The organism is Dictyobacter kobayashii (assembly GCF_003967555.1).
Lineage (GTDB): Bacteria > Chloroflexota > Ktedonobacteria > Ktedonobacterales > Ktedonobacteraceae > Dictyobacter > Dictyobacter kobayashii.
In genome coordinates this window covers 5,331,873-5,354,113 of the sequence record NZ_BIFS01000001.1, presented here as the reverse complement: position 1 = coordinate 5,354,113, position 22,241 = coordinate 5,331,873, and the positions used below count along the sequence as shown (strand labels likewise).

Here is a 22,241-nt window from a genome sequence, read left to right as displayed (position 1 = left end):
TTTATACGTAAATCAGTAAAAGAGAGACGTCGCAAATAAAGAGAGACCTTTTATGTAACAAAGTTTGGGTTACACAAAAAGTCTCTCTTTATCAAAACATCTCTGACTCAGAGCTTCTCTCAGAGACACCAGGTAAATGCATTATTATACATTCACCCGGCACTAACAGAGAAATTTCAGGGATGTACTCAGTTCAAAAGATAGATCAGGGATTAGTGCTGATTGCGTGAACCAGCGCGGTTCTGATCGCCCTGGCCCTGGCTCTGGCTGGAACCGAGAGCACGCACAACTTCGCTAACCGAGTTGTATGACTGATCTGAGATGCGGCGCAACTGACTGACAGCCTGGTCATCAGCACCCTGGCGCTGTGCAAAGGCTACAATCTCTGAACGATTTGCTGGCCATTTCATGTCTTTTAACCAGCCCTCGATATGTGTTGATTCTACGTTAGCCATAGGAAATCCTCCTTGTACAATAAGCTCATTGCTGCGTCATCACACCAACGAGCATCTTCATTTCCTTTTCACTATACTCTCGTAAACAACAACAACATTTCCACGTACGAATAAACAATTTTGGGCTGGTATTATAAAGTTACTAATCGTCGCATTTTGGGTTAGAGGGGTTGGGCGGGTGTTTCGACGGCTGGCTTGTTTTCGCCACCCAGACGCTGGCGGGCCGTTTCGCGGCGACCAACGGCAGGAACATGTTGGGTGGCAGCCGCCAGGCCGAATACAGGCATGTTGCCATAGACCGCTTCGTATTTGCCTGCCTCAACCATATAGGTCTCATGCCAGATACCAACGCTACCATCGGTACCAACGGCTTTGTTGAAGCGCCTCCAGGCACTCAAGTGTGGCTCTTCTTTGGAACGGGCAAAACGTTCCAGATCCTCAAAGGAGCGCCAGTATTGGATCAGCACTGGCCCACGCAAGCTAAAGTAGAACTCAGACCTTAAAAATCCGCTCTCAGGATGCTGATAGAGTGATCTCAACATAGGGCCCATCGCCCGGGCAGTGGGAATCCATTTGCGTAAGGCCAGGAATTTGTTGATGCGCATACCGATTAAGAAAACAACGAAAGGGTGGTCTACTTGAGCCGCAAAGCGTCCTGGAACAACGGTAGCCATAGCGAAATCCTTTCTTTTCGAACAGGTTCTAATCAGGTGCCTCTTCGTCCGCAAGTGCTTGTAAAGCATTTAATGTTTCATCACACCAGTCTAATAGAGCCAGGCAGCGGTGGATGCCATAGCGCACGGTAATCAATGAATAAACCTGATCAGGCTGTTCAGTACATTCGCGTTGGAGATACTCTTCAATACCTCGATATTTAGCCAACAACTCAACATTTAGTTGTCGATAGCGCCGCACATGCTCAAGGTTATCCGCAAGCCGGGCCCGCTGACCAAAGAGCAGTTTCAATAATAGTTCATTCCGCTCCGTGCTATACTCGATCGGCTCGGCCAACCATTGGGTAAGCTCCTGCTGACCGCGCTTCGTCAACGTATACAGATAACGCTCAGGCTTGCCTTCTTGCTTCTCTGTATGGCTGACGGCCAGGCCTTCATCCACCAGCTTTTTCAGCATTGGATAGATCTGTCCATAGCTCTCGTTCCAGAAATTACTGGTACTCTGCTGCATAAACTTCTTGATGTCATAGCCCGAACCGGGAGAGATGCTGAGAATACCCAGCATGGCATATCTGCTCTTATTTTCCTTTGGCATGTGTAACTCCTAGATATATATCTATAAGATATATATCAGATAGTTGGTAAGATGTCAAGGCATTTAGCCTGGATTTTGTGGGGGGAGAAGTTTTAACGGCATAAAAAGAGGAGTACAGCTGCTGCATATATGCAAAACAGCCGTACTCCTCTTTTTATAGAGTTGTTGCCTTCTATTGTTTGTCGCTACCGCCTGTGGGAGGCTCACCACCCGTTTCATTGATATCGGAAGCAGAGACTGAGCCACGGTCACGCGAGTTGACTTCTCCGGCATGGGTGGCGTTCCCGCTACCAGCGGTAACCGTACTATCGCTCGTGCTGGGACCGCCTGTGCTGGCGCCCTGATTTTCCTGCTCGCGTCCAGGCACACCACCAAGATTTATCTGCGTACCCTTGCCTTCGGGACGCTTATCGTCCTGCTGCTGCGCCTCCTGCAAGTTATCCTGGGCAGTATCCGTGACGGCGGTAGCTGGCTGCTCTTGCTCGCCTCTGGGCTCAGGAGTCTGGGGCTGCGCCACCTGCTCCCGATTCTCAGGCATATTATCCGTATCCGCTTCTTCCTCTATAGGTGCGGGAGGCTCTTCTTCGTGGATAGGACTACTAATGCTAGTATTCCTCTTTAAAGCTTCCTCAACATATTTGCCTTTACGAATTTCTTCATCTAATCTATGATTTAAGTCCGACATCATTATCACACTTTCTTAAAAGCATCCAGTAGTCATTAAAGAAACAATGGTCTATTATTCTTTCATCACGGATAGCTATTCCAAAAAGTTTCCCAGTTCGCTAAAAATCGATATTATTGCACTTCTTGACTTTGCGGCTGCTTTTAGATATCCTGTAGACGTAACAAGTATTCTTCATCAAGGAGAGAGATATGCCCGATCATCGCTAACGTATGCCAGAACGTATGGCAGGAAAGCACGACTGTCGCTGTCAAGGACGCGGCAGCGGTTTGTTTTGTCCTGATATTCCATATGGCAGAGCGTTAGCAACTTCTCCACAGAGATCGGCATCTTGTTCTCGCTATCCATCCATCTTCGATCCGCCATTTCCACAGAAGTTGTCACCCGTTGCAGAGCCGGGCGCAGGTGCTTTTTGCATACATTGCTGGCAGTTCTTCAATACTTCCTGTTGATAAGGAAAAGAAACGCAACTATGCTAATAATGAAAAGAGACGGGAAAACACTATGCTCAAAGTACATATTCTTGGTGGCTCTGGTAGTGGAAAGACCACGCTGGCCGAACTGCTCTCCGCCCGCTTCCATATTCCCTCCTACGATCTGGACAAGATTGGCTGGAAACATGGGATGGCACCGCTGGCAGCATATGTAGAGGAAGCACTCGCAATTATCGAGCAACCAGGCTGGGTTACTGAAGGGATCTATCTATTCTGGACCGACGCGCTGATGCATGAAGCTGATTGTATCGTCATGATGGATATCCCCTGGTCCGTGGCCGTCTGGCGCGTGCTGCGCCGCCATGTCGTCAAGACCCTCAACGGGACCAATCCTTATGCCACCAAATGGCTCTGGCCGCTCTTGAAAGGGATGCACAGCTTATATGATCGCGCGGACCTCCCTCCAACGAGTTCGTGACGCGCTACCTGGATCTCTATCGCCAGGTTACAGAGATACCCGCCAGTGGCCTGGGTGGCAATTTCGCGTCACACTACCTGGATCTCTACCGCCAGATCAGCGAACCACCGGACGAGGAATTTGCGCAGTGGTATCAGGAGACATATCCGGACGATACGGCCGCGCCCGCACTCGACTTTTTGCGTATGCATCACAAAAAGTTCAGAGATATGGTCGAGCTCCATTATACTAAGGGTTTCATGTTTAGATACCTCGCAAAGTATCAGGAGAAAGTCTATGTCGTTAAAAATAATGCCGACCGCGCTCGCCTGCTCCAACACCTGAATGAACTCGATCGGCGTCAAACTACAGATAGCGCGAACTTATTCACTGAGTAAACAATCAAAAATATAGTCTGATAGTACCATAATGAGTGCTAGATGGTTTACAATATAAGAAGTTATCTAGCACTCATTAGCAGAAAGGATAGAATTTCGCTATGTCAAATACAACAACTGATTCCATAAAGGATGTCTGGGCGCCGTTGCGCTCTTCCAGAACTGCGCTGCTGACCACCTTCCGCCGCAATGGCCAGGGGGTAGGGACGCCTATCACGATCCTTATTGAGGGAGAAAAAATCTACTTCACCACCTGGACGACGACTGGCAAAGTCAAGCGCATGACCCATACGCCGCGCGTGACGCTGGCAAGCTGCACCCAGCGTGGCAAGGTCACCGGTTCTACCGTCGAAGGGACAGCGCGCCGTCTCAGTGAGAGCGAGAGCAACTATGTCCGCCAGCATATAATCAAAAAAAGTTTTATGGGTGAGTTGTGGCGCCTGATTTATCGGCTGCGCAAGTTGGAGCCGGTAATGTTTGAAATCACATCCATCCCGGTTGAGAATCCAACCGAGGCCACCCCACAATAATTATCGGTCACAACGTTTATTGTCTATCTATGAATGTAGGCCTCAGTACCTCATAAACTCAATTGAAATTAGATAGAACGGATAAACAGCGATATGGCCAGTGTAAAATTACGCTGTGGAGCCTGCGGCGCGGATAATCAGACAGATGCCACCTTCTGTTATCAATGCGGACAGGCGCTCTCTCCCACAGCTACCACAAACAGTCCACAGACGCAGTTATTGCTGGACGATAGCTTGCTAAACGATCGCTACCACATCCTGGATCGAGCGGGCACAGGTGGCTTTGGGGCGGTATATAAAGCAGCCGATACGCGTTTTGGGGGTCGCCTGGTCGCGATCAAGGAGATGGGGCAAAAGGGACTTAGCAACCAGGAATTAGCCGAGGCGGTAGAGGGTTTTAAACACGAGGCCCTCTTGCTGGCCGGCCTGCACCATCCCCACCTGCCACGCATCTATGATCATTTTAGCGATGGCGGCCGCTGGTACCTGGTCATGGATTATATCGAAGGCGAGACGCTGGAGGCCTATCTGGAACAGGCCCCCATAGACCCTGACACGGGCCACAAGAAGCTCTCCGTCGAAGAGACGCTAGCTATCGGCAGGCAGCTCTGCACGGTACTGGACTACCTGCATACGCGCCGCCCTCCCATAATCTTCCGCGACCTCAAACCCGCCAACGTCATGCGCACCTCCGACGGACACCTCTACCTGATCGATTTTGGCATTGCGCGCCACTTCAAGCCGGGACAGGTCAAAGATACGATGCCGCTGGGTTCGCCCGGCTATGCAGCACCCGAACAATACGGCAAAGGGCAGACTACACCAGGCGATATCTATAGCCTGGGTGTGATGCTGCACCAGCTCCTCTCCGGCCAGGACCCGACCCTGACTCCGTTCCGCATGGCTCCCCTCCACCTGACCGGGCAGCCAGCGCTAAGCAGGCTAGAGACGCTCATACAGCAAATGGTGGATATGGATGAGCAGCGCCGGCCCGCCACAGCAGCCGTTGTCAGGGAAGAGCTCGGCCAGATCGCCGCCAACCTGACCAACAACCGGGTCCTGTATGCGCACCCTGAACGACGTAACCAGGACATTTATCATGCCCCTACCGATGAGCACGAAGAGAAGAGGGCACAAGCGGGAAGCCGCCAAAGCATGGCCGAGCCCGAACAACGCGAGCGCCAACGGCCTCGCGGGCCATCGCGCCGCACTTTTATCATCGGTGGCATCGCCAGCCTGGTTGGCCTGGCCGGCGCAGCAGCCTTCACTGGCTTATACAGAAGCAATGACACGACACCAGATAAACATATAATCATCAGGGAGACACCAACTGCAACCGACATAAAAACGCTCCTCTATCAAGATCATAAAGATGCAGTCTACTCGGCCGCCTGGTCGCCCGATGGCCGGAGCATCGTCTCGGCCAGCGCAGACCAGACCGTACGAATCTGGGATGCCAGCACGGGCCAGACGCACTTTACTTATCAGAAGCAGGGCAGCCAGAGCTATCAGGCCCTCTGGTCACCCGATGGAAAATACATTATCTCAGGCGGTCCCATCAGTGTGCAGCAATGGTTGGCCAGCAATGGGCAACATGGCTTCACATATAATGTAGCGCCAGCCCAGCCCAGCCATGACATAGCCCTCTCACCCGACGGCACCTACCTGGCCGTCGCTCCCTATACCGATACAGGTAAGAGTTCAGTCCAGGTATGGAACACCAGAAATGGCAATCTCGTCAACACATACAATACCATCTACGTATACTGCCTGAACTGGTCGCCAGATAGTAAAAGCCTGGCGATTGGCAGTGCAGACACCAATATCCGTATCTTGAACATCACGACCGGAGATACATCCCTGATCCTCACCAACAAGGACATGGGCATGCCACGTGATGTCGCCTGGTCGCCCAATGGACGACGGCTGGCCGCGACTGGCACAGATGGCAAGGTCCATAGCTGGGATACGAACAGTGGCGAACAGCTCCCGACCCTGAACGATCCTAGCACCAATGGCCACATGCACTCCCTGGCCTGGTCACCCAACGGGGCATATATCGCCACCGGCAGCACCAATGGCTCGGTCTACCTCTGGCAGACCGACACAGGCAAGCTACTGGCCTCCCACGGCGGACAGAAGGGCATGATCACCAAACTGGCCTGGTCGCCCGACGACAAAGCCATCGTCTCCAGTAGCCTCGACCACACAGTACAGATCTGGACCATACCTATGCTATAATTGCTTTATATATTGAGAAAGCCGCCCCGCATTTTGCAGGATAATTGTGCTCAATTCTTTCTCTCTGAAGATCAACCAAGGAAGAATTCTTTCAAGGCGGGAGCAAGCACATCGTCAGCCGGGCCGTGGTCCTGACCTTCCAGGGTGCGACGTTGCGCCTCGGGGAGGATGGTGGCAATCTCTTGCGCCCCGTGGTGCATAAACACATGACTTACTCCGCCATCCATTACGAGCGTGGGGACCATGACAGATGCCCATTTCCTGAGCGGCAATGGGTCACCGCGCATGGTGTTTCCCATGATGATGCCGTCGTAAACGATGGTGGGCGCTACTTCCTCTAATCCCGGCCACATGGGAGATTGCCGCATCTGGGCAACCATTTCGGCCGGAACGCCCACAGCATCTACCATGAAGTATTCAACCGCCTCGCCACGGCGATCCGCTGAGATCAGTTCAATGAGGTGCGGCACATAATCCTCTGGTGCAGGAGAACGGCTGTCGTCAACGATAAAGGGAGGCTCGTATAGCGCCAGCTTCGTGATTTTGGTGGGAAGCAGGCGCGCAGCCTCAAGGGCCAGAACAGCACCCGAGGAATGACCAAAGACGAACGCAGTTCCACCAGCTTCGTTGATCAAGGTATCTATATCTTCGACCTCGCGCTCGACCGCGTAAGGCGCTATATCCCCACTATCACCACGACCACGCCGGTCATAGGCGAACACGGTAAAATAGGGTGCCAGGGCCACGACCAGCGAGGTTGCAGCCAGGCGCGTGGAAGTCGCACCACCCACCAGAATGAGCGCGGGACCCTCGCCTGATTGATCGAACGCGATAGGAGTACCATCCTTGGAAATAACTTTTCTCATTATGTTCTCTCTCCTATAGGTCATATTCTGTTTTCCTTTTCTATATAGGAGCAGTTTATCACCCAGAGCAGAAAAGAACTTCTCCTACCTTGCTCTTCTTATCACACAGAACTCCTACCACACGGCGCCAAACGGGCTCTAAGAAAAATGTAGCCCTTCTCTCATCTTATGAATTACTTATATCTTCCTAACACACATTATGGTAAAATACACCTGTATATATTTATGTATGACAAGGAGCTCTATTCATGCAGCCAGCCCGTACACTCAACATCATTAAGAGCTTTGCACAAAAACAGCAAGGCTATCGCTTCTCGATCTCGATGGATAATGGAAAGACGCTGGTGGACACGCCTTTTTATGCAATCGTCATACTACTCGGTGTGGTACTCTTTGTGATTGGTACCTTGATCAAGCTACTGCTGGAATCGGTTATCAATTAAAGGGATTTGACTATCAAAAACGACGGTCAATTCCCTTTTTTCTATCTGCACACCTGTTTCACCCGGCATCGTTGCGGTATTATATAACCGAACGAATCGTGCCGCCATCGACGCGGATAGTCGCGCCACTCACATAATCAGCGATCGGGCTGGCCAGATATGCAACTGCTGCAGCGATCTCCTCAGGCCGACCGAAGCGGCCTACGTCATTGGGGGCGATGTTCTGCGTAGCGTTGTATTCGATTTCCTCCCACGTCTCACCCCAGCCATGAACCTGTGCCAGATGGGTAAACATTGGCCGAGTTGCCTCCGCCAGGATTGCGCCGGGAGAGACGACGTTTGATGTCACGCCGGTGTCCTTTAGTTCACGTGCGAGGGAGACCGCAAAGTTGTGGCGAGCCGCCAACGACGCATTGTAGTCCGGCCCACCAGCCTGAGGCTGTTGCGACAGACCACCACCAATCTGGATCACCCGACCCCAGTGTCGCTCGCGCATCTGCGGTACCAGGCGCTGGATCATCCGCACGCCAGAAATCACGTTGCTGTTGTATATCTGAGCCCAGTCCGCAGCCGTCGCCTCCGTCCATGAGAGGAAGCCGACGACTCCGACATTGTTAAAGACTCCGGCATTGTTGACCAGAATATCAAGAGGTCCGCCAGCTAGCGCTGCGGCGGCAACCGCGTCGGCTCCGGCATCGGTGGTGAGATCACCAAGCGCGAGCTCGGCTTTCCCTCCTCCGGCGCGGATCGCTTCGGCTACAGCGTTGGCCCGGCTTTCGTTGCGACCATGCACCACGACAACAACGCCCTCAGCAGCGAGCAGTTTCACGATCGCCTCGCCTATCCCCGAGCTCGATCCGGTCACCAGTGCCCTCTTGCCTGCTAATCTTAAATCCATGTTGTTATACCTTATCTTTCATTTACTGATTGCGGGCTCTTTACCCGCGTATCTACGATAGATGGTATACTAGAGGAGATCCTAGAACAAGATGAGCAATGATCATAGGAATTCCCCTCCTCTGTTTCAAGAGGTGTTCTTTTCAGATACCAGGATGAAAGGGGTTGGCATGGTCAGCCAGCAGCAACAGCAAGAATATCGTTTACAGGAGCTTGGAGATTTTCTGCGTACGCGCAGGGCAAGGCTTACGCCTGAAGATGTGGGACTGCCGCGAGGAAGCAGGCGCAAAACACCTGGACTCAGACGAGCGGAAGTGGCACAACTGGTGGGGGTGAGCGTGGATTGGTACACCTGGTTAGAGCAGGGACGTTCTATTACCCCTTCAACGCAGGTCTTAGAGCGCCTGGTGCAGACGTTGCGCCTGGATGCGAATGAAAGGAACCATCTCTTCCTCTTAGCCCAGCAACAGGCACCTCCGGCTCTTGCGCCGGAAACCGAGATCGTGAGTCCAGCGTTGCAACATTTCCTTGATCAGTTTGGCACTCGTCCAGCCTTTGTGTCAGGAAGACGATGGGATATCCTGGCCTGGAACGATGCCGGATGCGCAATCTTTGGCGATTACCGCCGGATGACCACCCCCCGCGAACGCAATACCATCTGGGGCATCTTCACCAATCCCCTGTCCCGGCAATTCATCGTCGATTGGGAAGAAGATGCGCGACAGCTCTTAGCACAATTCCGGAGCAGTTGTGGTCGCTATCCTGGAGACGCCCAATTGACCGAGTTGATCCATGATCTCATGCTCGCCAGTCCTGAATTTCGCGCCTGGTGGCCTGATCATGAAGTACGGAGTGGACAAGAAGGGCGGAAAACGCTCAACCATCCACAGGTGGGGCATCTGCTGTTTGAACGTCTCACCTTTCAGGTCTTTGACACGCCAGATCTCAAACTCACCGTGTATACCCCGTTGGAGGGAACAGACACGCTTCGTAAAGTGGAGCAACTGCTGGCGCAGTGGTATCAAAAAGAGGGGCAGGGGCCACATCCTTCCCAAGCGATCCACCAGCTTCCACAGACCCGGCGATCAGGACAAGATGCGGTTGAATTATGGCTGGCAGATTGCGGTAAAAGGGTGGAAGGGGCGTGGGTAGCGAACAGCGACATCATGATCTCCTATGTAAATTGGTGCGAGGCACATGGATACGAACCGAAGAAGGCCAAAGGCTTAGCGCAATCGTTAGCGGCCCATGGCCTGGAGGTCGGTGTTCGCCAATGGGTCTATACAGGTCCAGGGATACGCACAAAAACACGAGGAGTTCGCGGCCTACGTGTACAAGATGGCTCTCAGACGCCGAAAACAAGTGGGGACGAATTGTCATAACTGCACATCTGTCCCCAGCTGTAGATCAGTTTCTCAAGCAAGTTTGCTGCCATTGCGCATTCCTTCGAGGAGAGCACTGGAAAGAGCAGAGAGTTCGAGAAACTTCTCCCCCTTTTTTATTGACACATTATCGGGCTTTCCGGCCCCATCTGTCCCCAGGTCGCTGAATAAATAAAAAGGAACGCGCCGCTGTTGCGTTTGAGTACACCTCCGTATAGCCGGGCAGCCTCTTTAAACGCGGAGGCCGCCCCGGCCGGGCAATCATAGTGGCAAAGGTTTAGGCTGGCTTCTGTGTGGTCCCGAGATCATGGAGGAAGTATGCTTCGGCCAGGGCCGCGCGCTCCAGTTCGGCGGGATCGACGCTCTCGTTGGGGGCATGAATGTTGGCGCTGGCATCCTCCGCACCCCAGAGGATGATTTCGGCCTGTGGGAAGACACGGGCAAAGGCGTTGATAAGGGGGATCGAGCCGCCACTACCGACCTCTGAGGCCTCTTTCCCATAGGCGGCCCGCAAAGCACGATAGGCAGCGGTATAGGCTGGTCCATCGGTCGCGGCCGCGTGGCCTTCACCGGATTCCTGCTCGGAAAACGCAAGCTGTACATTCCAGGGAGCAACCACTTTGAGATGTGCGGTCAACAGTTCCAGGGCCTCCTTCGCGCTGCGTTCAGGTGGAACGCGGACACTGATTCGGGCCCGAGCCACATCGATCAGCGCGTTGCGCGATCCCTGGACCGCGGGCGCATCCAGTCCAACGACATTGATTGAGTAGCTTGAACAGACACGCGTAGCAATCGAGTCGGTACCCATCAGATCGACGCCCGGCAACACACCGGCCAGGTAGCGGAACTCGGCTTCCGAGATATCGGTACCACTCCAGGACTGGCCTTGCATACCAGTGACGGCAACATTCCCCGGAGCATCATGCAGGGTAGCAATCATGCGAATCAAAGCCACCAGGGCATCAGGGGTCGGGCCACCAAAGGCTCCGCTATGCACCGGACCCTGCAGGGTGCGCACCTCAACCACCAGCGAGGCCTCGCCCCGCAGCGTGGTGGTCAACAATGGCTCGCCCACCCGGTTATTGCCAGCATCGGCCACCACCACCACGTCGGCCTGAAACAGGTCTGCATGGTCGAGCAGATAGGCCTCCAGGCTGCTTCCAAACTCCTCTTCACCCTCGACGATGATTTTCAGGCCGACAGGTGGTTGACCGGCAAAGCTACGCAGGGTAGCCAGATGGATCGCGATACCAGACTTATCATCAGCGGCCCCACGGCCATAGAGGCGACCATCTTGCCGGGGCGTCAGCTCAAATGGCGGCGTCTCCCACGCCTCAACCGCTCCCGCGGGCTGGACATCATAGTGAGCATAGAGCAGCACAGTTGGTGTTCCCGCAGGGCCAGGAATCTCACCATAGACAGCTGGATAGCCGGTCGGTATATCTAACAGGCGCACATCCTGAAAGCCGACACGCTGTAAAATATCCCTGGTGGCGTGGGCAGCCTCCAATACCGGCTCCTTTGAGAAACCCTCGGCAGCCACTGATGGGATGCGCACAAGCGTTGCCAGATCATCAAGCGTCGCAGGCATGGCCTGATGCACAGCCTGGCGCAGATCTTCACGAGACATTAGGACCCCTCCCCATAATTCTCTATATATAGAGTGTTATTTCTATGCATAATTCTTGAGAATATACATAGATGTCGTTATACCAGACAGGCGATGGTTGGGTCAATAGATGTGGAGTCAGAAGCAGATGACCATGAGATCTTGCAGGTCATCACGGAAGGGAACGGGTGGAGAGAATGAATGGTAATAACTTGCGGGTAAAGCTGTCTACCATTCCCCATGAGACAACTTTACCCGCAAACACAAAGCAAAAAGAGGGGTCAGTCTAGCGTGGACCCGCCTGCCGAATGTCATCACCAGGTATCTCAAACTGTTCGAAGTTCTTTTTGAAGAGCCCAGCCAGTTTGCTTGCCTGTTGATCATAGGCGGCAGTATCCTCCCAGGTATCGCGTGGCGACAATACCGAATTGGGTACATCGGGACAGAAAGTTGGGACCTGGAAACCGAAGACTGGATCAGCCACCATCTCAGCCTTATCGATTTCACCGCTGATAGCAGCTCGCACCATAGCGCGTGTATAGTTGATATTGATGCGCGAGCCCACCCCATAGGGTCCCCCGGTCCAGCCGGTGTTGATCAGGTAGCAGCGTACATTATGCTTCTCGATGCGCTCACGCAGCAGGTTGGCATACTCTCCTGGACGTCTTGGCAGGAAGGCCGCGCCAAAACATGAGCTAAACGTCGCTTGCGGGGTCGTCACACCTGATTCTGTACCTGCCAGCTTGCTGGTATAGCCCGACAGGAAATAATACATCGCCTGTTCGGTCGTTAACCTGGAGATTGGAGGCAACACACCAAAGGAGTCTGCCGAGAGAAAGATCACGGCGTTTGGATGTCCGGCCATCCCGGAAGTGACCACATTATCAATAAAATCGATCGGGTAAGCCACACGTGTATTTTCTGTCAGCGAGCCATCGGCATAGTCGGGGACGCGCGTCTTCGGGTCCAGAACCACATTTTCATACACAGACCCAAAGCGGGCCGCGTTCCAGATCTGTGGCTCATATTTCTCCGACAGGTTGATGCATTTAGCGTAGCAGCCACCCTCGAAGTTAAAGACCCCATTCTCACCCCAGCCATGCTCATCGTCACCCACCAGCTGGCGACTGGTATCAGCCGAGAGACTGGTCTTACCGGTGCCAGAGAGGCCAAAGAAGAGCGCCACGTCGCCATCAGCACCAACGTTAGCTGAACAGTGCATCGGCAACACGCCCTGGGCAGGAAGGATAAAGTTCAAGACGGTAAAAATGGACTTCTTCATCTCACCGGCATACTGGGTCCTGCAATCAAAACCAGGCGTTCTTTAAAATCAATGATAATAGCGGCATCGGAACGAGTTCCGTGGGTACGAGGATTGGTTTTAAAGTGAGGGACACATAGGATGGTAAAACCAGGACGGTCAGTGGTGAGATCATTCTCGGTCGCACGTAAGAATAATTGACGGGCAAACAGATTATGCCAGGCTAGCTCGGTAATAACTTGAATCGGCATACGGTATTGTGGATCAGCACCGGCCGCTGCGTCTAATACATAGACATCCCTACCCTGCAAATAATCGGCCAGACTTCTGCGCACAATCTCAAACGTCTCAGGTGTCATCGGGTGATTATTCTCGCCCCACCAGATCCGCTCAGTCGACTCTTCATTGGAAACAATAAACTTATCTTTCGGGGAACGCCCGGTATGTACGCCAGTCGTAGCGCTTAAGGCTCCATTGGCCGCCAGTAATCCTTCTTGCCGTGTCAATGCATGCTCGATCAGTACAGCAGGTGAAAGATTCCAATTGATGGTGCCAAGGTTGACCAACCCGTACTCTTCAAGGGCCTTCCTGCTCATCATCATCGTCATAACACATTCTCCTCTGGGGTTTTTCATGAAATCGCGCTGCCCTCAACTTTAAATGGTAAGAAGCTCTTTCGCTGAACTTCATTCAACGCGTCAACCCCGAACAACCGTTAGTTTAACAAACCTGCGCCATATGTGCAACCCACCCTATAAAACATACTCGTACTATGTAACTTTCGAATATATAGAATATTCAATTCAAACCTACATTTTTCAAAAGGCCTGGGATGTTTTAAAGTGCGTATAGTGTCATGGAACTGTTCTATTGTGTCTCTTCATAGATTGTATTGTACCATCTATGCAGTTGAATACCAGCTCAACAGCTATGGTTTTGGTATTTGTTTTATTTATAGCTTAGATAGAAACTGCTGATATAAAGATTTTTATGGGTAGTTGTTATGCTGCCATAGGTTCTCCGTCCTTCCGGGGGAAGGACGGAGAGGGTGGGTGGCGAGGACACCTCGCGCTCCGTCAGGGGCTGCCGCCCCTGCACCCCGCTTTCCCCCTAAAGGACATAGGCCCCTGCCATATCCATTGCGTGCGTGCGATGATGCCCCCGACCTGTTTTTATCAGGTGGTGCGAAAATGCCTTAAACGCATTTTTCGCACCACCTGATAATTTTTTAGGAGAGATCGGCTGCATTTATTTATTTTTTATTTATCTAGACACAATATAATTAATAAATTTCTTTTTTATTTACTGGAGTATTATGTAGTGTACAACGGGTAAAATATTATGGCAAGTCGATCTCATCGATGGAGATAAGGCCTTTTTTGAGGGCATAGATGACGGCCTGGGTGCGATGAGCGAGTTGGAGTTTGGTGAGGATGTTGCCGACATGGGTCTTGATGGTCTCTTCGGTGACGGTGAGGGCTTCGGCGATTTCCCGATTGGTGCGTCCCAGGGCGAGCTGGCGGAGGACGGTCTGCTCACGCTCGGTCAGTTCAGCCTGGGGCTTGTTGCCACGTAGCAGCAATTCTTGCATGAGCGCTCCCGCGATGGCGGGATCGAGCAGAGATTGCCCTTTGGCGGCGGCGCGGATCGAGCTGAGGAGTAGTTCGGGGTCGGCCTCTTTCCGGACATAGCCAATGGCACCGGCACGCAGGGCGGCCAGGACGCGAGCATCATCGGCATAACTGGTGAGGACCACTATTCTGGTATGGGGCAGCAGTAACTGGATGCGCCGGATAGTCTCGATCCCGTCCATACCACCCGGCATCAACATATCCACCACCACCACATCCGGCATCCACTGCTCAATATGCTGCAGCGCCTCCTCACCACTGGATGCGTCGCCCACAACCTGAATATCAGCAAAGGCATTGAGAAAGCTCAATAAGCCACGGCGCACAATCCGATGGTCGTCTACCAGGACAACCTTGATCTGCTCAGCCATAGTGTTTATCCCCACTTGAGATATATTTTATGCATTTCAATAGCGCTCATCGTTGGCGACCACAGGATCATAGCAGGTCACGGGCGCCAGTTTCAACCTTTATCAACCAGATCGAAGCTTAATATCAGCGTCGGAGACCTGGTCCAGTTGGGCCAATGGCAACATTTCACGTTGGAAGTAACGTGTTTCTAATAGTATCAGGCCTCCCCATATCAGCAGGACAATGCCCACGGCATAGTCCAGAATCTGCAGGGGTGCTCTGGGAGGCCAGAGGACACTATGCATACTGACAGTAAAGAGCAGGTAGAAACCTAAACCTAGCAGCCAGCGCTTAAAGCGCATGCGCAAAGTCGCCTGCATGTGCGCGATCTCCCATTGGGCCTGTGCAGCTGGCAAGAGGGCATAGTAGGCCTTGCGCTGGCGGGCAGTAGAGATACGCTCGACAGAGAAGAGCACTAAAAAGAGACAGGCCAGGACAATCAGTAGCCAGGCCACTGATTGATATTGCAAGCCATTAAAGGCCTGCGTGAGATACCAGATGACCAGGGCGGCCAGGCGCAGGGCCCAGAAACGCCAGCCTCGTAATCTGATACGGAGATCCTGCACTTCGAGATCCTGAACGCCACGATAGAATACGACCCTGGTCAGGGCGCTATTGGCCTGCAGAAAACCGGTGGCAGTAGCGCAGATGCCAAAGATCACCAGCAAGATAAAGATGATCGTGCTGCCAAAGCTGTAAAAACTCAGACCGATGATCATCAGCGCAATAGTCATCCAGGCATATAGCTCGCCCGTCTGCACACCACTATAAACGCGCGCGATGTCGCGCTTGACGATCAGGATCTGTTGCTGCTGCTGCGCCTGCTCCTCAGGTGGTGACAACAAAGGGATGCGTACAGAGATAGACGTGCCTGCGCCTGGCTGGCTCTCCAGTGTAAGGGTTCCGTTGAGGGCTGCGGCCCGCTCGGAGAGATTGACTAAACCCATGCCGCGTTGCACGGTGGCGGGATCAAATCCCTGGCCATCATCGCGTATCTCTAGCAGTAGGACGCGCTCTTGCTGCTGCAGGGTCACCCAGATCGCGTGGGCCCGGGCGTGGCGCGCGATATTGGCCAGCGCCTCCTGTACCATGCGAAATATAACTTCTTGCATTGGGCGCGACAACAGGTCGGCGCTCGGTAGCTCACCGAGCGTAAGGTGAACCTGTGCCCGGTACGATAGCCCAATGCTTCGGCCTGCATCCGCAACGCCTCGCGCAAGGTAGTATGCTCCAGAGCCACCGGGCGCAGTTGCTGCAGCAACGCCTGCATCTCTACCTGAGCCTCCCTGGCCGTCTGCTGTATATCCTCAATCGCCTCCATCGCTTCGGGAGCCAGGTGACCAGCGCGCGCATGGGCCCGAGCGGCCGCGGCACTGATACTCATACTAAAAATCTGTTGCTTGATCGAATCATGGAGATCACGAGCGATACGATTGCGCTCCTCCTGGGTCGCCTCTTCGCTGGCCTGCTGCCGCAAGCGGGCCCGATACTCGTTGCCCAGCCGGGCCTGCTCAGCCAGTTGCTCGATACGCTGGCTCAGCGCCTGCAAAGCCGCCTGGAACTGTCCCGATGGCCAGTGAGACCAGCGGCTACCCTGCAATTGGAGGGAGATCCCTCAGCCAGGCGCTGCAGGGCCAGCTCCAGCAAGAACAAGCCATGCTGAATATTCCAGGTTAGCGCCCACCCCAGAGCTCCACCCGCGACGATCGCCACACCAATGATCACTGATAAAGGCAAGCCAAGGGAGAGCAGCCAGGCAGAGATTGCGAGCACGATGCAGCCAACTAAAGCATGGCTCAGCCCTAACTGTAAGGACACGCCCCGATGTGCTAGCTCCACATGTTCTTTCCCAACCATAACACTCACCCTTTCTTTCTTGCCGCTATCAGAATAAAAAGACAAGCGCGTATTTCTCGCTTACCAGTACTATGCACGGCCCTGAATGAAAAGCGGAAACTTCTCATGCCCAATTTTTTCAGACATGCCAAACCCGTTTACAGGCTACCAGCGGACAGACTCCATCGGCGCCGCGACAGGTTCCCCAACAGTTGAGAGAACCTGCATACGCAGATAGACGGTCAGCCGCTCGCCCAGGAGATTTCCCATGAAAAGCGTGGTGCCAACGGCCGTGAATAGCGCCCAGAACAGCGCGTGCTGGTCCCAATTCTGGTAGTATGAAACGATCGCCACGATCCGTATAGCCAGGACACTCAACCAGATCAAGCCACTGAACAGGCTCATCTTGGCATACGTATTCTGTGTCTGCCGATCAAAGCGCAAGCGTGCAAACAGCCCACGCAAAGAGCCAATCCCAGCTCCAGCCCCTAATCCCAAAACCAGGCAAACGACCAGCGTAACCATATCCGCCTGCGGCCGATTGAGCTCGGAGGCAATATTAGTATATGTATAATAAGCAATTAAAATGGGGAGCACCAGGAACCAGCTACGCGTGATTGCCTGCTCCCGAAATTGCCGCACCACCATATAGATTACAATGCCTGCGACCAGCACTAACATAATATATGACGACATTCTAACTCTCTCCTTTTAGCATAAACGAATATATACCGCAGTGTTTCTGGAGGTAAGTGTAGTAGAATGTCGGCATAAACACATCGCTGGGAAGCAGCATTTTTCACTCCCTCTTTTGGGGGAGACAACGCCGGGATAGTCAAGCAATGCGGGAGGAAGAGGGCTGGTTTGACACCTCACAACTTCCTCCCAGAAAGCTCACACTATACAATGCTCTTAGAGGGCGCGCACGTAGGCGACAAACTTATCGCCACGGTCAAACTCGTTGAGAAACATGCCAAAGCTGGTGAAGCCAGGAGAGAAGAGGAAGACGTCTCCAGGCCGGGCCAGTTGGACAGCGGCCGCGAGGGCCTGCTGGTAATCAGTGAAGATACCGCGTACGGGATCGCTGGCTCCCTGGCGCTGCACCTCCTGCTGAATCGCTGGCACTAGCTCATCGGTGCCGCTTCCCGCCAGCAAGATAACGTCTCGGCAGCGCTGGACGATGCGCTCAGGCCAGGCTTCCAGGGGTAGGTGCTTGGTATTGCCGCCGGTCACCAGGACGATGGGGGCATCAAATGCCTCCAGGGCTACCTGGCCAGCTACCGGAGATGTGCTGGCACTGTCATTGATATAGCGTACACCGCCTACTTCGCGCACATCTTCAAGTCGATGGGGGACGCCCTGAAAACGCCGCACCGCCTCAGCAATCACGTCATCAGAGACCCCAAGCAGGCGAGCAGTAGTCGTGGCCAGCAAAATATTCTCTAAGTTATGGCGGCCAGCCAGCGGCGTCTCGATAAAGATAAAGGGATCAACCTGCGTTGAGTTACGGGCAAAGCTGCCGCCCCGTTCCAGGCTGGTAAACCAGGTTTGACCGGGCGCCTCATCCCCAAAACGGCGCGTCCAGGGATTATCATAGTTAAACACGGCCACATCGTCCGGTTTCTGGTGACGGAAAATATTGGCCTTCGCCTCCGCGTAATCTTCCATGCCCGTGTACGTATTGAGGTGGTCAGGATAAATATTGGTCATCACAGCAACGGAGGGACTGATTTTATGGGGGGCCAGCCCTTCAAGTTGCCAGCTCGACAATTCCAGCACCACCAGCGTCTCCGGGGTAATTTGTGGCAGCAGCGAAAGCGTCTCCACACCAGCAACGTTACCACCAATCAGCGTATGGGCGCCGCTGGCACGCAGGATCTCATAGATCAGGCTGGCAGTCGTAGTCTTGCCACGCGTCCCCGTGATACCAATCACACGCCCCGGACAGGCCAGCAAGAAGAGCGCGATCTCCATCTCGATGCGTGCCCCATGTTCTTGAGCCAGGCGGATATACGGCGACGTCCAGGGGACACCAGGATTGCGAATCACGATCTCCGCCCAGCGAAAATCCTCTTCCCGATGTTCTCCCAGGATAAACTCGATCGGCAGACCGGCCAGGGCCTGCACACTGGGAGCCAGCACCTCCGGCGACTTCATATCCGTCACCCGCACCAGCGCCCCCTGCTGGGCCGCATAGCGCGCCGACGCCATCCCCGATCCCTGGAGCCCAACCCCATCACCAGAACTCGTTTCCCACGTAAATCCATCTTAGAGACCTCAATTTCCACAGATTTCACATTAAAAAGCCATACTCTCGAATGGCATAATAGCAGAATTTGAGCCTGGATACAAACAGTTGGGGTTTAGGGGCAGTGCCCCTAACGCCCTTTTTCTTTTTTTGTGCCGCCGAACGGCAGCACAAAAAACCAAAAAACCACAAAGACAGTAATAAAAAAACCAGGTATAATAGTTTTAGACCCTGAAAACGGCGATCATGCTTTTGATGCAAAATTTTTATATAATATATAGAGGGCGCTATCATTTATAGGCAATCTATATAAAAGGCTAAGACATAGTTTATTGCCCCTTGATATTTCAACTAGAAAGATAGCGCAACCAGCATACATCAATGTCTTAAAATTACGACAAATGATACCACGATAGGTATTTAGAAATAGGATAGAGATGGATTCTGGAAACAGTGAACAACTCGAATATATCCTGGACACCTTGTCGATTGGTGTGGTGCTGCTGGATAGCAGCGACTTCCGCATTCGCTATATCAATCCCTACCTGCAAACATTGCTGGCCGCCTTCTGGCAGCAAGCAGAGATCATTGGCCGCACCGCCGCAGAGCTGCTACCCGGTACGGTCCATACTGCGATTCTGCCCCTATTGCAGCAAGTGGCAACGAACGGCAAGCGCATAGAGCTGGCTGAGGTGCCATTTGAGGGCTTTCTAGAGATTCGCGGCCGCACTTATTGGCGCATCGTGATCGAAGAACATAGGGTCAGTGGACAGCCTGGTCAATTACTGGTGACACTGCAGGATATCACAGATGCTGTACGAGCCCAATTGCACATCCAGGCCGTACACGCCATATCATCCGCCCTGGCAGGCCCAAGCTCACTACCATTGGTCCTGGAACGCATTTTAAGCGTGCTACAGGAGACCTTTGGCTCCAAGCGCTGTGCCATCATTTTGCTGGATAACTCGGTACCAGCCATCGAGCCGCGCCTGGCCGATCTAGAGGAGGGTATTCCCGAGAAGAGCGATACCCCACAAACGGCCCGTGTAGTTGCTCAACTGGGGCTGCATGAGGTCTCCCAGAACTGGCAGGCAACCTTAGATGAAAAGATCTTGCTCGAAACGGTGACGCGCCAGCATCGCACACGCATCATCACGGACACCAGTACCACACCTCAATATAACTTCCCTTACCTGAACCACCTGGGAGAGCCGCACCGCCCCGGTTCGGTCCTCTGTGTCCCGATTTTTGAGCCCCATACCGATGATCCACGCAGCCAGGCAGAGGCCAATAACAGCAGCCGCACCGTCTTCGGTGTGATAGAGGTGTATCACTTGCGCGCCCGTGGCTTTCCAGCGGAAGAGGTGTCGCTGCTCGAACAATTTGCCCAGCAGGCGGGGCTAGCCATCCAGAATGCACGTCTATTCCGTCGCATCGACCGCCTGGCCAGGACCGCTAGCCGCAATGTGCGCCAGAAGGAAAACATCATGCAGGCCATGCCAGATGGGGTGATTATTTTTGATCCTCGCTGGCGCATCGCCGATGTCAACCAGGCCGCGCGCGACCTGATGGGCTGGAATGAAAATGTGCTTGGGCAGGGACTGCGCGAGGCATTCGAACAGAGCGACGTTCGCTGGCAGCAGATCCCATGGAGTTACGACAATGTGATTGAGGAACTGGAACAGCGGGCCCTGGCGGGCAATAGTGATGAGATCAAGCTAACCGGCGCCAACGGCAGGGCTTATACCATCCAGACCTCCTATACCCCCATTCGGGATGAACTGGGCGACATCTTTGCGTTTATTGTGATCTATCACGATGTCACTGAGCAGGTCGCCGACCGCGAACGCATCGAGGCACAGGTTATCGCCCGTACCACTGAACTGAAACAGCGCAACCAGGCCCTGCAAGAGGCCCAGGAGGCCCAGGCCATCACCAGTGCCCGCATGACTGTGCTGCTCGAACGCTTGCCAATCGGAGTGATCCTGGTAGCAGCCGAGAACAAACATATCTCGGTTATCAACCGCCAGGCAGTCGAGCTGCTACAACGCCTGGGAGCGCCACTGGCGCCGGCCAATGATCCTGAGGAGGCCGTGCTACGGGCCATCAACCAGGATTGCGCCCAGCTCTTACAGGCGCTGCCGATGCTGGGCCCTTCCGGCTCCCTGGTTCCCTATGAGGAACATCCACTTGCTATCGCACTCATGCAGGGTGAGAGTAACGAAGCCGAGCTGCATATACAAACTAGCGATGGACAGACCATCTACCTGCTACTAAACGCGGCCCCGCTGAGGGCGCTGGATGGGAGCATCGAAAGCGCGATTCTGGTGTTGCAAGAAATCAGCCGCATCAAGCTGCTGGAGCGTGCGCGCGAGGATTTCTTTACCACCATGGCCCATGAGTTGAAGACCCCGCTGGCCAATATTCGGGCCCATTTGAGCGCGCTGCTGGCCCCCGACCTGCACTGGACCAACGAAGCGCAGCTCGACTATCTGCAGACCGCCGATCAGCAGGTTGATCGCCTGGTTGGCATGATCAACCACTTCCTGGATGCTTCGCGCGTCGAAGCCGGGGCCCTACGCCTGGAGCGCGAGCCCATCCTACTGCCAGAATTGTTTGAAGATGTCCAGGAGCGCCTGGAGGCCCTTATCAACTCGTCCCACCGCACACTGCAGATCCAGGTGCCAGAACAGCTTCCCGCCGTCCATGGTGATTATGAGCTGATCATCAGCGTACTCACCAACCTGCTCAGCAACGCCTTTCGCTATGCACCTGATGGAGACGCCGTCCAGTTGCTGGTCGAACCGATCCAGGATGGGCAAAAACAGAAAGCACAAAGCGTTAGAATTAGCGTCATTGACCATGGGCCCGGCATCAGCCAGGAGCAGCAGACGGCCCTGTTCACGCGTTTCAGTACCTTCGCCGCCTTAAATCGCCCCTCGGTTGATAGACCAGGACAACCCGAGCCGGCGCGCCGTCAGAAGGCTACGCGCTGGAGTCCGGCGAGTGGATTGGGCCTCTATATCAGCCGTGGTATCATTGAAGCACATGGTAGTCAGCTTGAATTGGCCAGCAGCCCGGGCCATGGCGCTACTTTCGCTTTTACGCTACCTATCTTTAAGGGCAAGCGCAGGCTCACGCGCCCCACCGAGCCACCAGGCACCGCACTCACCAAGGGAGAGTAAAGA

General features: G+C 53.7%; 19 protein-coding genes and 2 pseudogenes. 7 read left to right on the top strand and 14 right to left on the bottom strand.

Annotation, left to right across the window (positions count from 1 at the left end; genetic code table 11):
* Nucleotides 1-212: 212 nt before the first annotated feature.
* The 4 genes from EL645_RS23555 to EL645_RS23540 form a co-directional block, all read right to left on the bottom strand.
* Nucleotides 213-455 carry a DUF2795 domain-containing protein gene (locus EL645_RS23555; RefSeq protein ID WP_126552760.1) on the bottom strand — a complete coding sequence of 81 codons (243 nt, stop codon included), beginning with the start codon at nucleotides 453-455 and terminating at the stop codon, nucleotides 213-215.
* A 161-nt stretch (nucleotides 456-616) separates the two neighbouring features.
* Nucleotides 617-1,129: a DUF4188 domain-containing protein gene (locus EL645_RS23550; RefSeq protein ID WP_126552759.1), complete on the bottom strand. Its 513-nt coding sequence runs from the start codon at nucleotides 1,127-1,129 to the stop codon at nucleotides 617-619.
* Between the two features lie 28 nt (nucleotides 1,130-1,157).
* The gene (locus EL645_RS23545; RefSeq protein WP_126552758.1) at nucleotides 1,158-1,724 is read right to left on the bottom strand and encodes a PadR family transcriptional regulator; all 567 of its coding nucleotides are present in this window, start codon (nucleotides 1,722-1,724) and stop codon (nucleotides 1,158-1,160) included.
* 172 nt (nucleotides 1,725-1,896) lie between these two features.
* Entirely contained in the window at nucleotides 1,897-2,412 is a 516-nt protein-coding gene (locus tag EL645_RS23540; protein WP_126552757.1) for a hypothetical protein, read from the bottom strand.
* A gap of 501 nt (nucleotides 2,413-2,913) precedes the next feature.
* On the opposite strand from EL645_RS23540, the gene EL645_RS23535 reads away from it, so the two are divergent.
* From EL645_RS23535 to EL645_RS23520, 4 genes are all read left to right on the top strand, one after another.
* Nucleotides 2,914-3,321 carry a P-loop NTPase family protein gene (locus EL645_RS23535; protein ID WP_126552756.1) on the top strand — a complete coding sequence of 136 codons (408 nt, stop codon included), beginning with the start codon at nucleotides 2,914-2,916 and terminating at the stop codon, nucleotides 3,319-3,321.
* The gene (locus EL645_RS23530; protein ID WP_126552755.1) at nucleotides 3,318-3,698 is read left to right on the top strand and encodes a hypothetical protein; all 381 of its coding nucleotides are present in this window, start codon (nucleotides 3,318-3,320) and stop codon (nucleotides 3,696-3,698) included. The genes EL645_RS23535 and EL645_RS23530 overlap by 4 nt, the downstream gene beginning before the upstream one ends.
* A 101-nt stretch (nucleotides 3,699-3,799) precedes the next feature.
* Nucleotides 3,800-4,228, top strand: coding sequence for a PPOX class F420-dependent oxidoreductase (locus tag EL645_RS23525; RefSeq protein ID WP_126552754.1), 429 nt, complete (start codon nucleotides 3,800-3,802; stop codon nucleotides 4,226-4,228).
* Nucleotides 4,229-4,321: 93 nt separating this feature from the next.
* Entirely contained in the window at nucleotides 4,322-6,469 is a 2,148-nt protein-coding gene (locus EL645_RS23520) for a WD40 repeat domain-containing serine/threonine-protein kinase (RefSeq protein WP_126552753.1), read from the top strand.
* Nucleotides 6,470-6,540: 71 nt separating this feature from the next.
* Here the strand turns inward: EL645_RS23520 and EL645_RS23515 are convergent, their stop codons facing one another.
* On the bottom strand, nucleotides 6,541-7,335 hold the full coding sequence (locus EL645_RS23515) for an alpha/beta fold hydrolase (protein WP_126552752.1): 795 nt from the start codon (nucleotides 7,333-7,335) through the stop codon (nucleotides 6,541-6,543).
* A gap of 248 nt (nucleotides 7,336-7,583) precedes the next feature.
* Here EL645_RS23515 and EL645_RS23510 point away from each other — a divergent pair, with 248 nt between their 5' ends.
* A complete protein-coding gene (locus EL645_RS23510) occupies nucleotides 7,584-7,778 on the top strand; it encodes a hypothetical protein (protein ID WP_126552751.1) in 195 nt (64 codons plus the stop codon).
* 79 nt (nucleotides 7,779-7,857) lie between these two features.
* On the opposite strand, the gene EL645_RS23505 is transcribed toward EL645_RS23510, so the two are convergent.
* On the bottom strand, nucleotides 7,858-8,676 hold the full coding sequence (locus EL645_RS23505; protein WP_126552750.1) for an SDR family NAD(P)-dependent oxidoreductase: 819 nt from the start codon (nucleotides 8,674-8,676) through the stop codon (nucleotides 7,858-7,860).
* 91 nt (nucleotides 8,677-8,767) lie between these two features.
* On the opposite strand from EL645_RS23505, the gene EL645_RS23500 reads away from it, so the two are divergent.
* Complete coding sequence (locus EL645_RS23500; RefSeq protein WP_246035450.1) at nucleotides 8,768-10,057, top strand: helix-turn-helix transcriptional regulator; 1,290 nt, start codon at nucleotides 8,768-8,770, stop codon at nucleotides 10,055-10,057.
* 277 nt (nucleotides 10,058-10,334) lie between these two features.
* Here the strand turns inward: EL645_RS23500 and EL645_RS23495 are convergent, their stop codons facing one another.
* The 8 genes and pseudogenes from EL645_RS23495 to murD all read right to left on the bottom strand — a co-directional run.
* The gene (locus EL645_RS23495) at nucleotides 10,335-11,687 is read right to left on the bottom strand and encodes a M20/M25/M40 family metallo-hydrolase (RefSeq protein WP_126552749.1); all 1,353 of its coding nucleotides are present in this window, start codon (nucleotides 11,685-11,687) and stop codon (nucleotides 10,335-10,337) included.
* A 265-nt stretch (nucleotides 11,688-11,952) separates the two neighbouring features.
* Nucleotides 11,953-13,526: pseudogene (gene pckA, locus EL645_RS23490) on the bottom strand (phosphoenolpyruvate carboxykinase (ATP)).
* 740 nt (nucleotides 13,527-14,266) lie between these two features.
* Nucleotides 14,267-14,929, bottom strand: coding sequence for a response regulator (locus EL645_RS23485; protein ID WP_126552748.1), 663 nt, complete (start codon nucleotides 14,927-14,929; stop codon nucleotides 14,267-14,269).
* Nucleotides 14,930-15,031: 102 nt separating this feature from the next.
* Nucleotides 15,032-16,060, bottom strand: coding sequence for a sensor histidine kinase (locus EL645_RS23480; protein WP_161977624.1), 1,029 nt, complete (start codon nucleotides 16,058-16,060; stop codon nucleotides 15,032-15,034).
* Nucleotides 16,000-16,569: a sensor histidine kinase gene (locus tag EL645_RS23475; protein WP_161977623.1), complete on the bottom strand. Its 570-nt coding sequence runs from the start codon at nucleotides 16,567-16,569 to the stop codon at nucleotides 16,000-16,002. The genes EL645_RS23480 and EL645_RS23475 overlap by 61 nt, the downstream gene beginning before the upstream one ends.
* The gene (locus EL645_RS23470; protein ID WP_126552745.1) at nucleotides 16,506-16,826 is read right to left on the bottom strand and encodes a hypothetical protein; all 321 of its coding nucleotides are present in this window, start codon (nucleotides 16,824-16,826) and stop codon (nucleotides 16,506-16,508) included. The genes EL645_RS23475 and EL645_RS23470 overlap by 64 nt, the downstream gene beginning before the upstream one ends.
* A gap of 144 nt (nucleotides 16,827-16,970) precedes the next feature.
* Nucleotides 16,971-17,501, bottom strand: a complete 531-nt coding sequence (locus tag EL645_RS23465) for a hypothetical protein (protein ID WP_126552744.1) — start codon at nucleotides 17,499-17,501, stop codon at nucleotides 16,971-16,973.
* A 216-nt stretch (nucleotides 17,502-17,717) separates the two neighbouring features.
* Nucleotides 17,718-19,025: pseudogene (murD, locus tag EL645_RS23460) on the bottom strand (UDP-N-acetylmuramoyl-L-alanine--D-glutamate ligase); the annotation flags it as partial.
* Between the two features lie 465 nt (nucleotides 19,026-19,490).
* On the opposite strand from murD, the gene EL645_RS23455 reads away from it, so the two are divergent.
* Nucleotides 19,491-22,238, top strand: a complete 2,748-nt coding sequence (locus tag EL645_RS23455) for a PAS domain-containing protein (protein ID WP_126552742.1) — start codon at nucleotides 19,491-19,493, stop codon at nucleotides 22,236-22,238.
* Nucleotides 22,239-22,241: the final 3 nt, after the last annotated feature.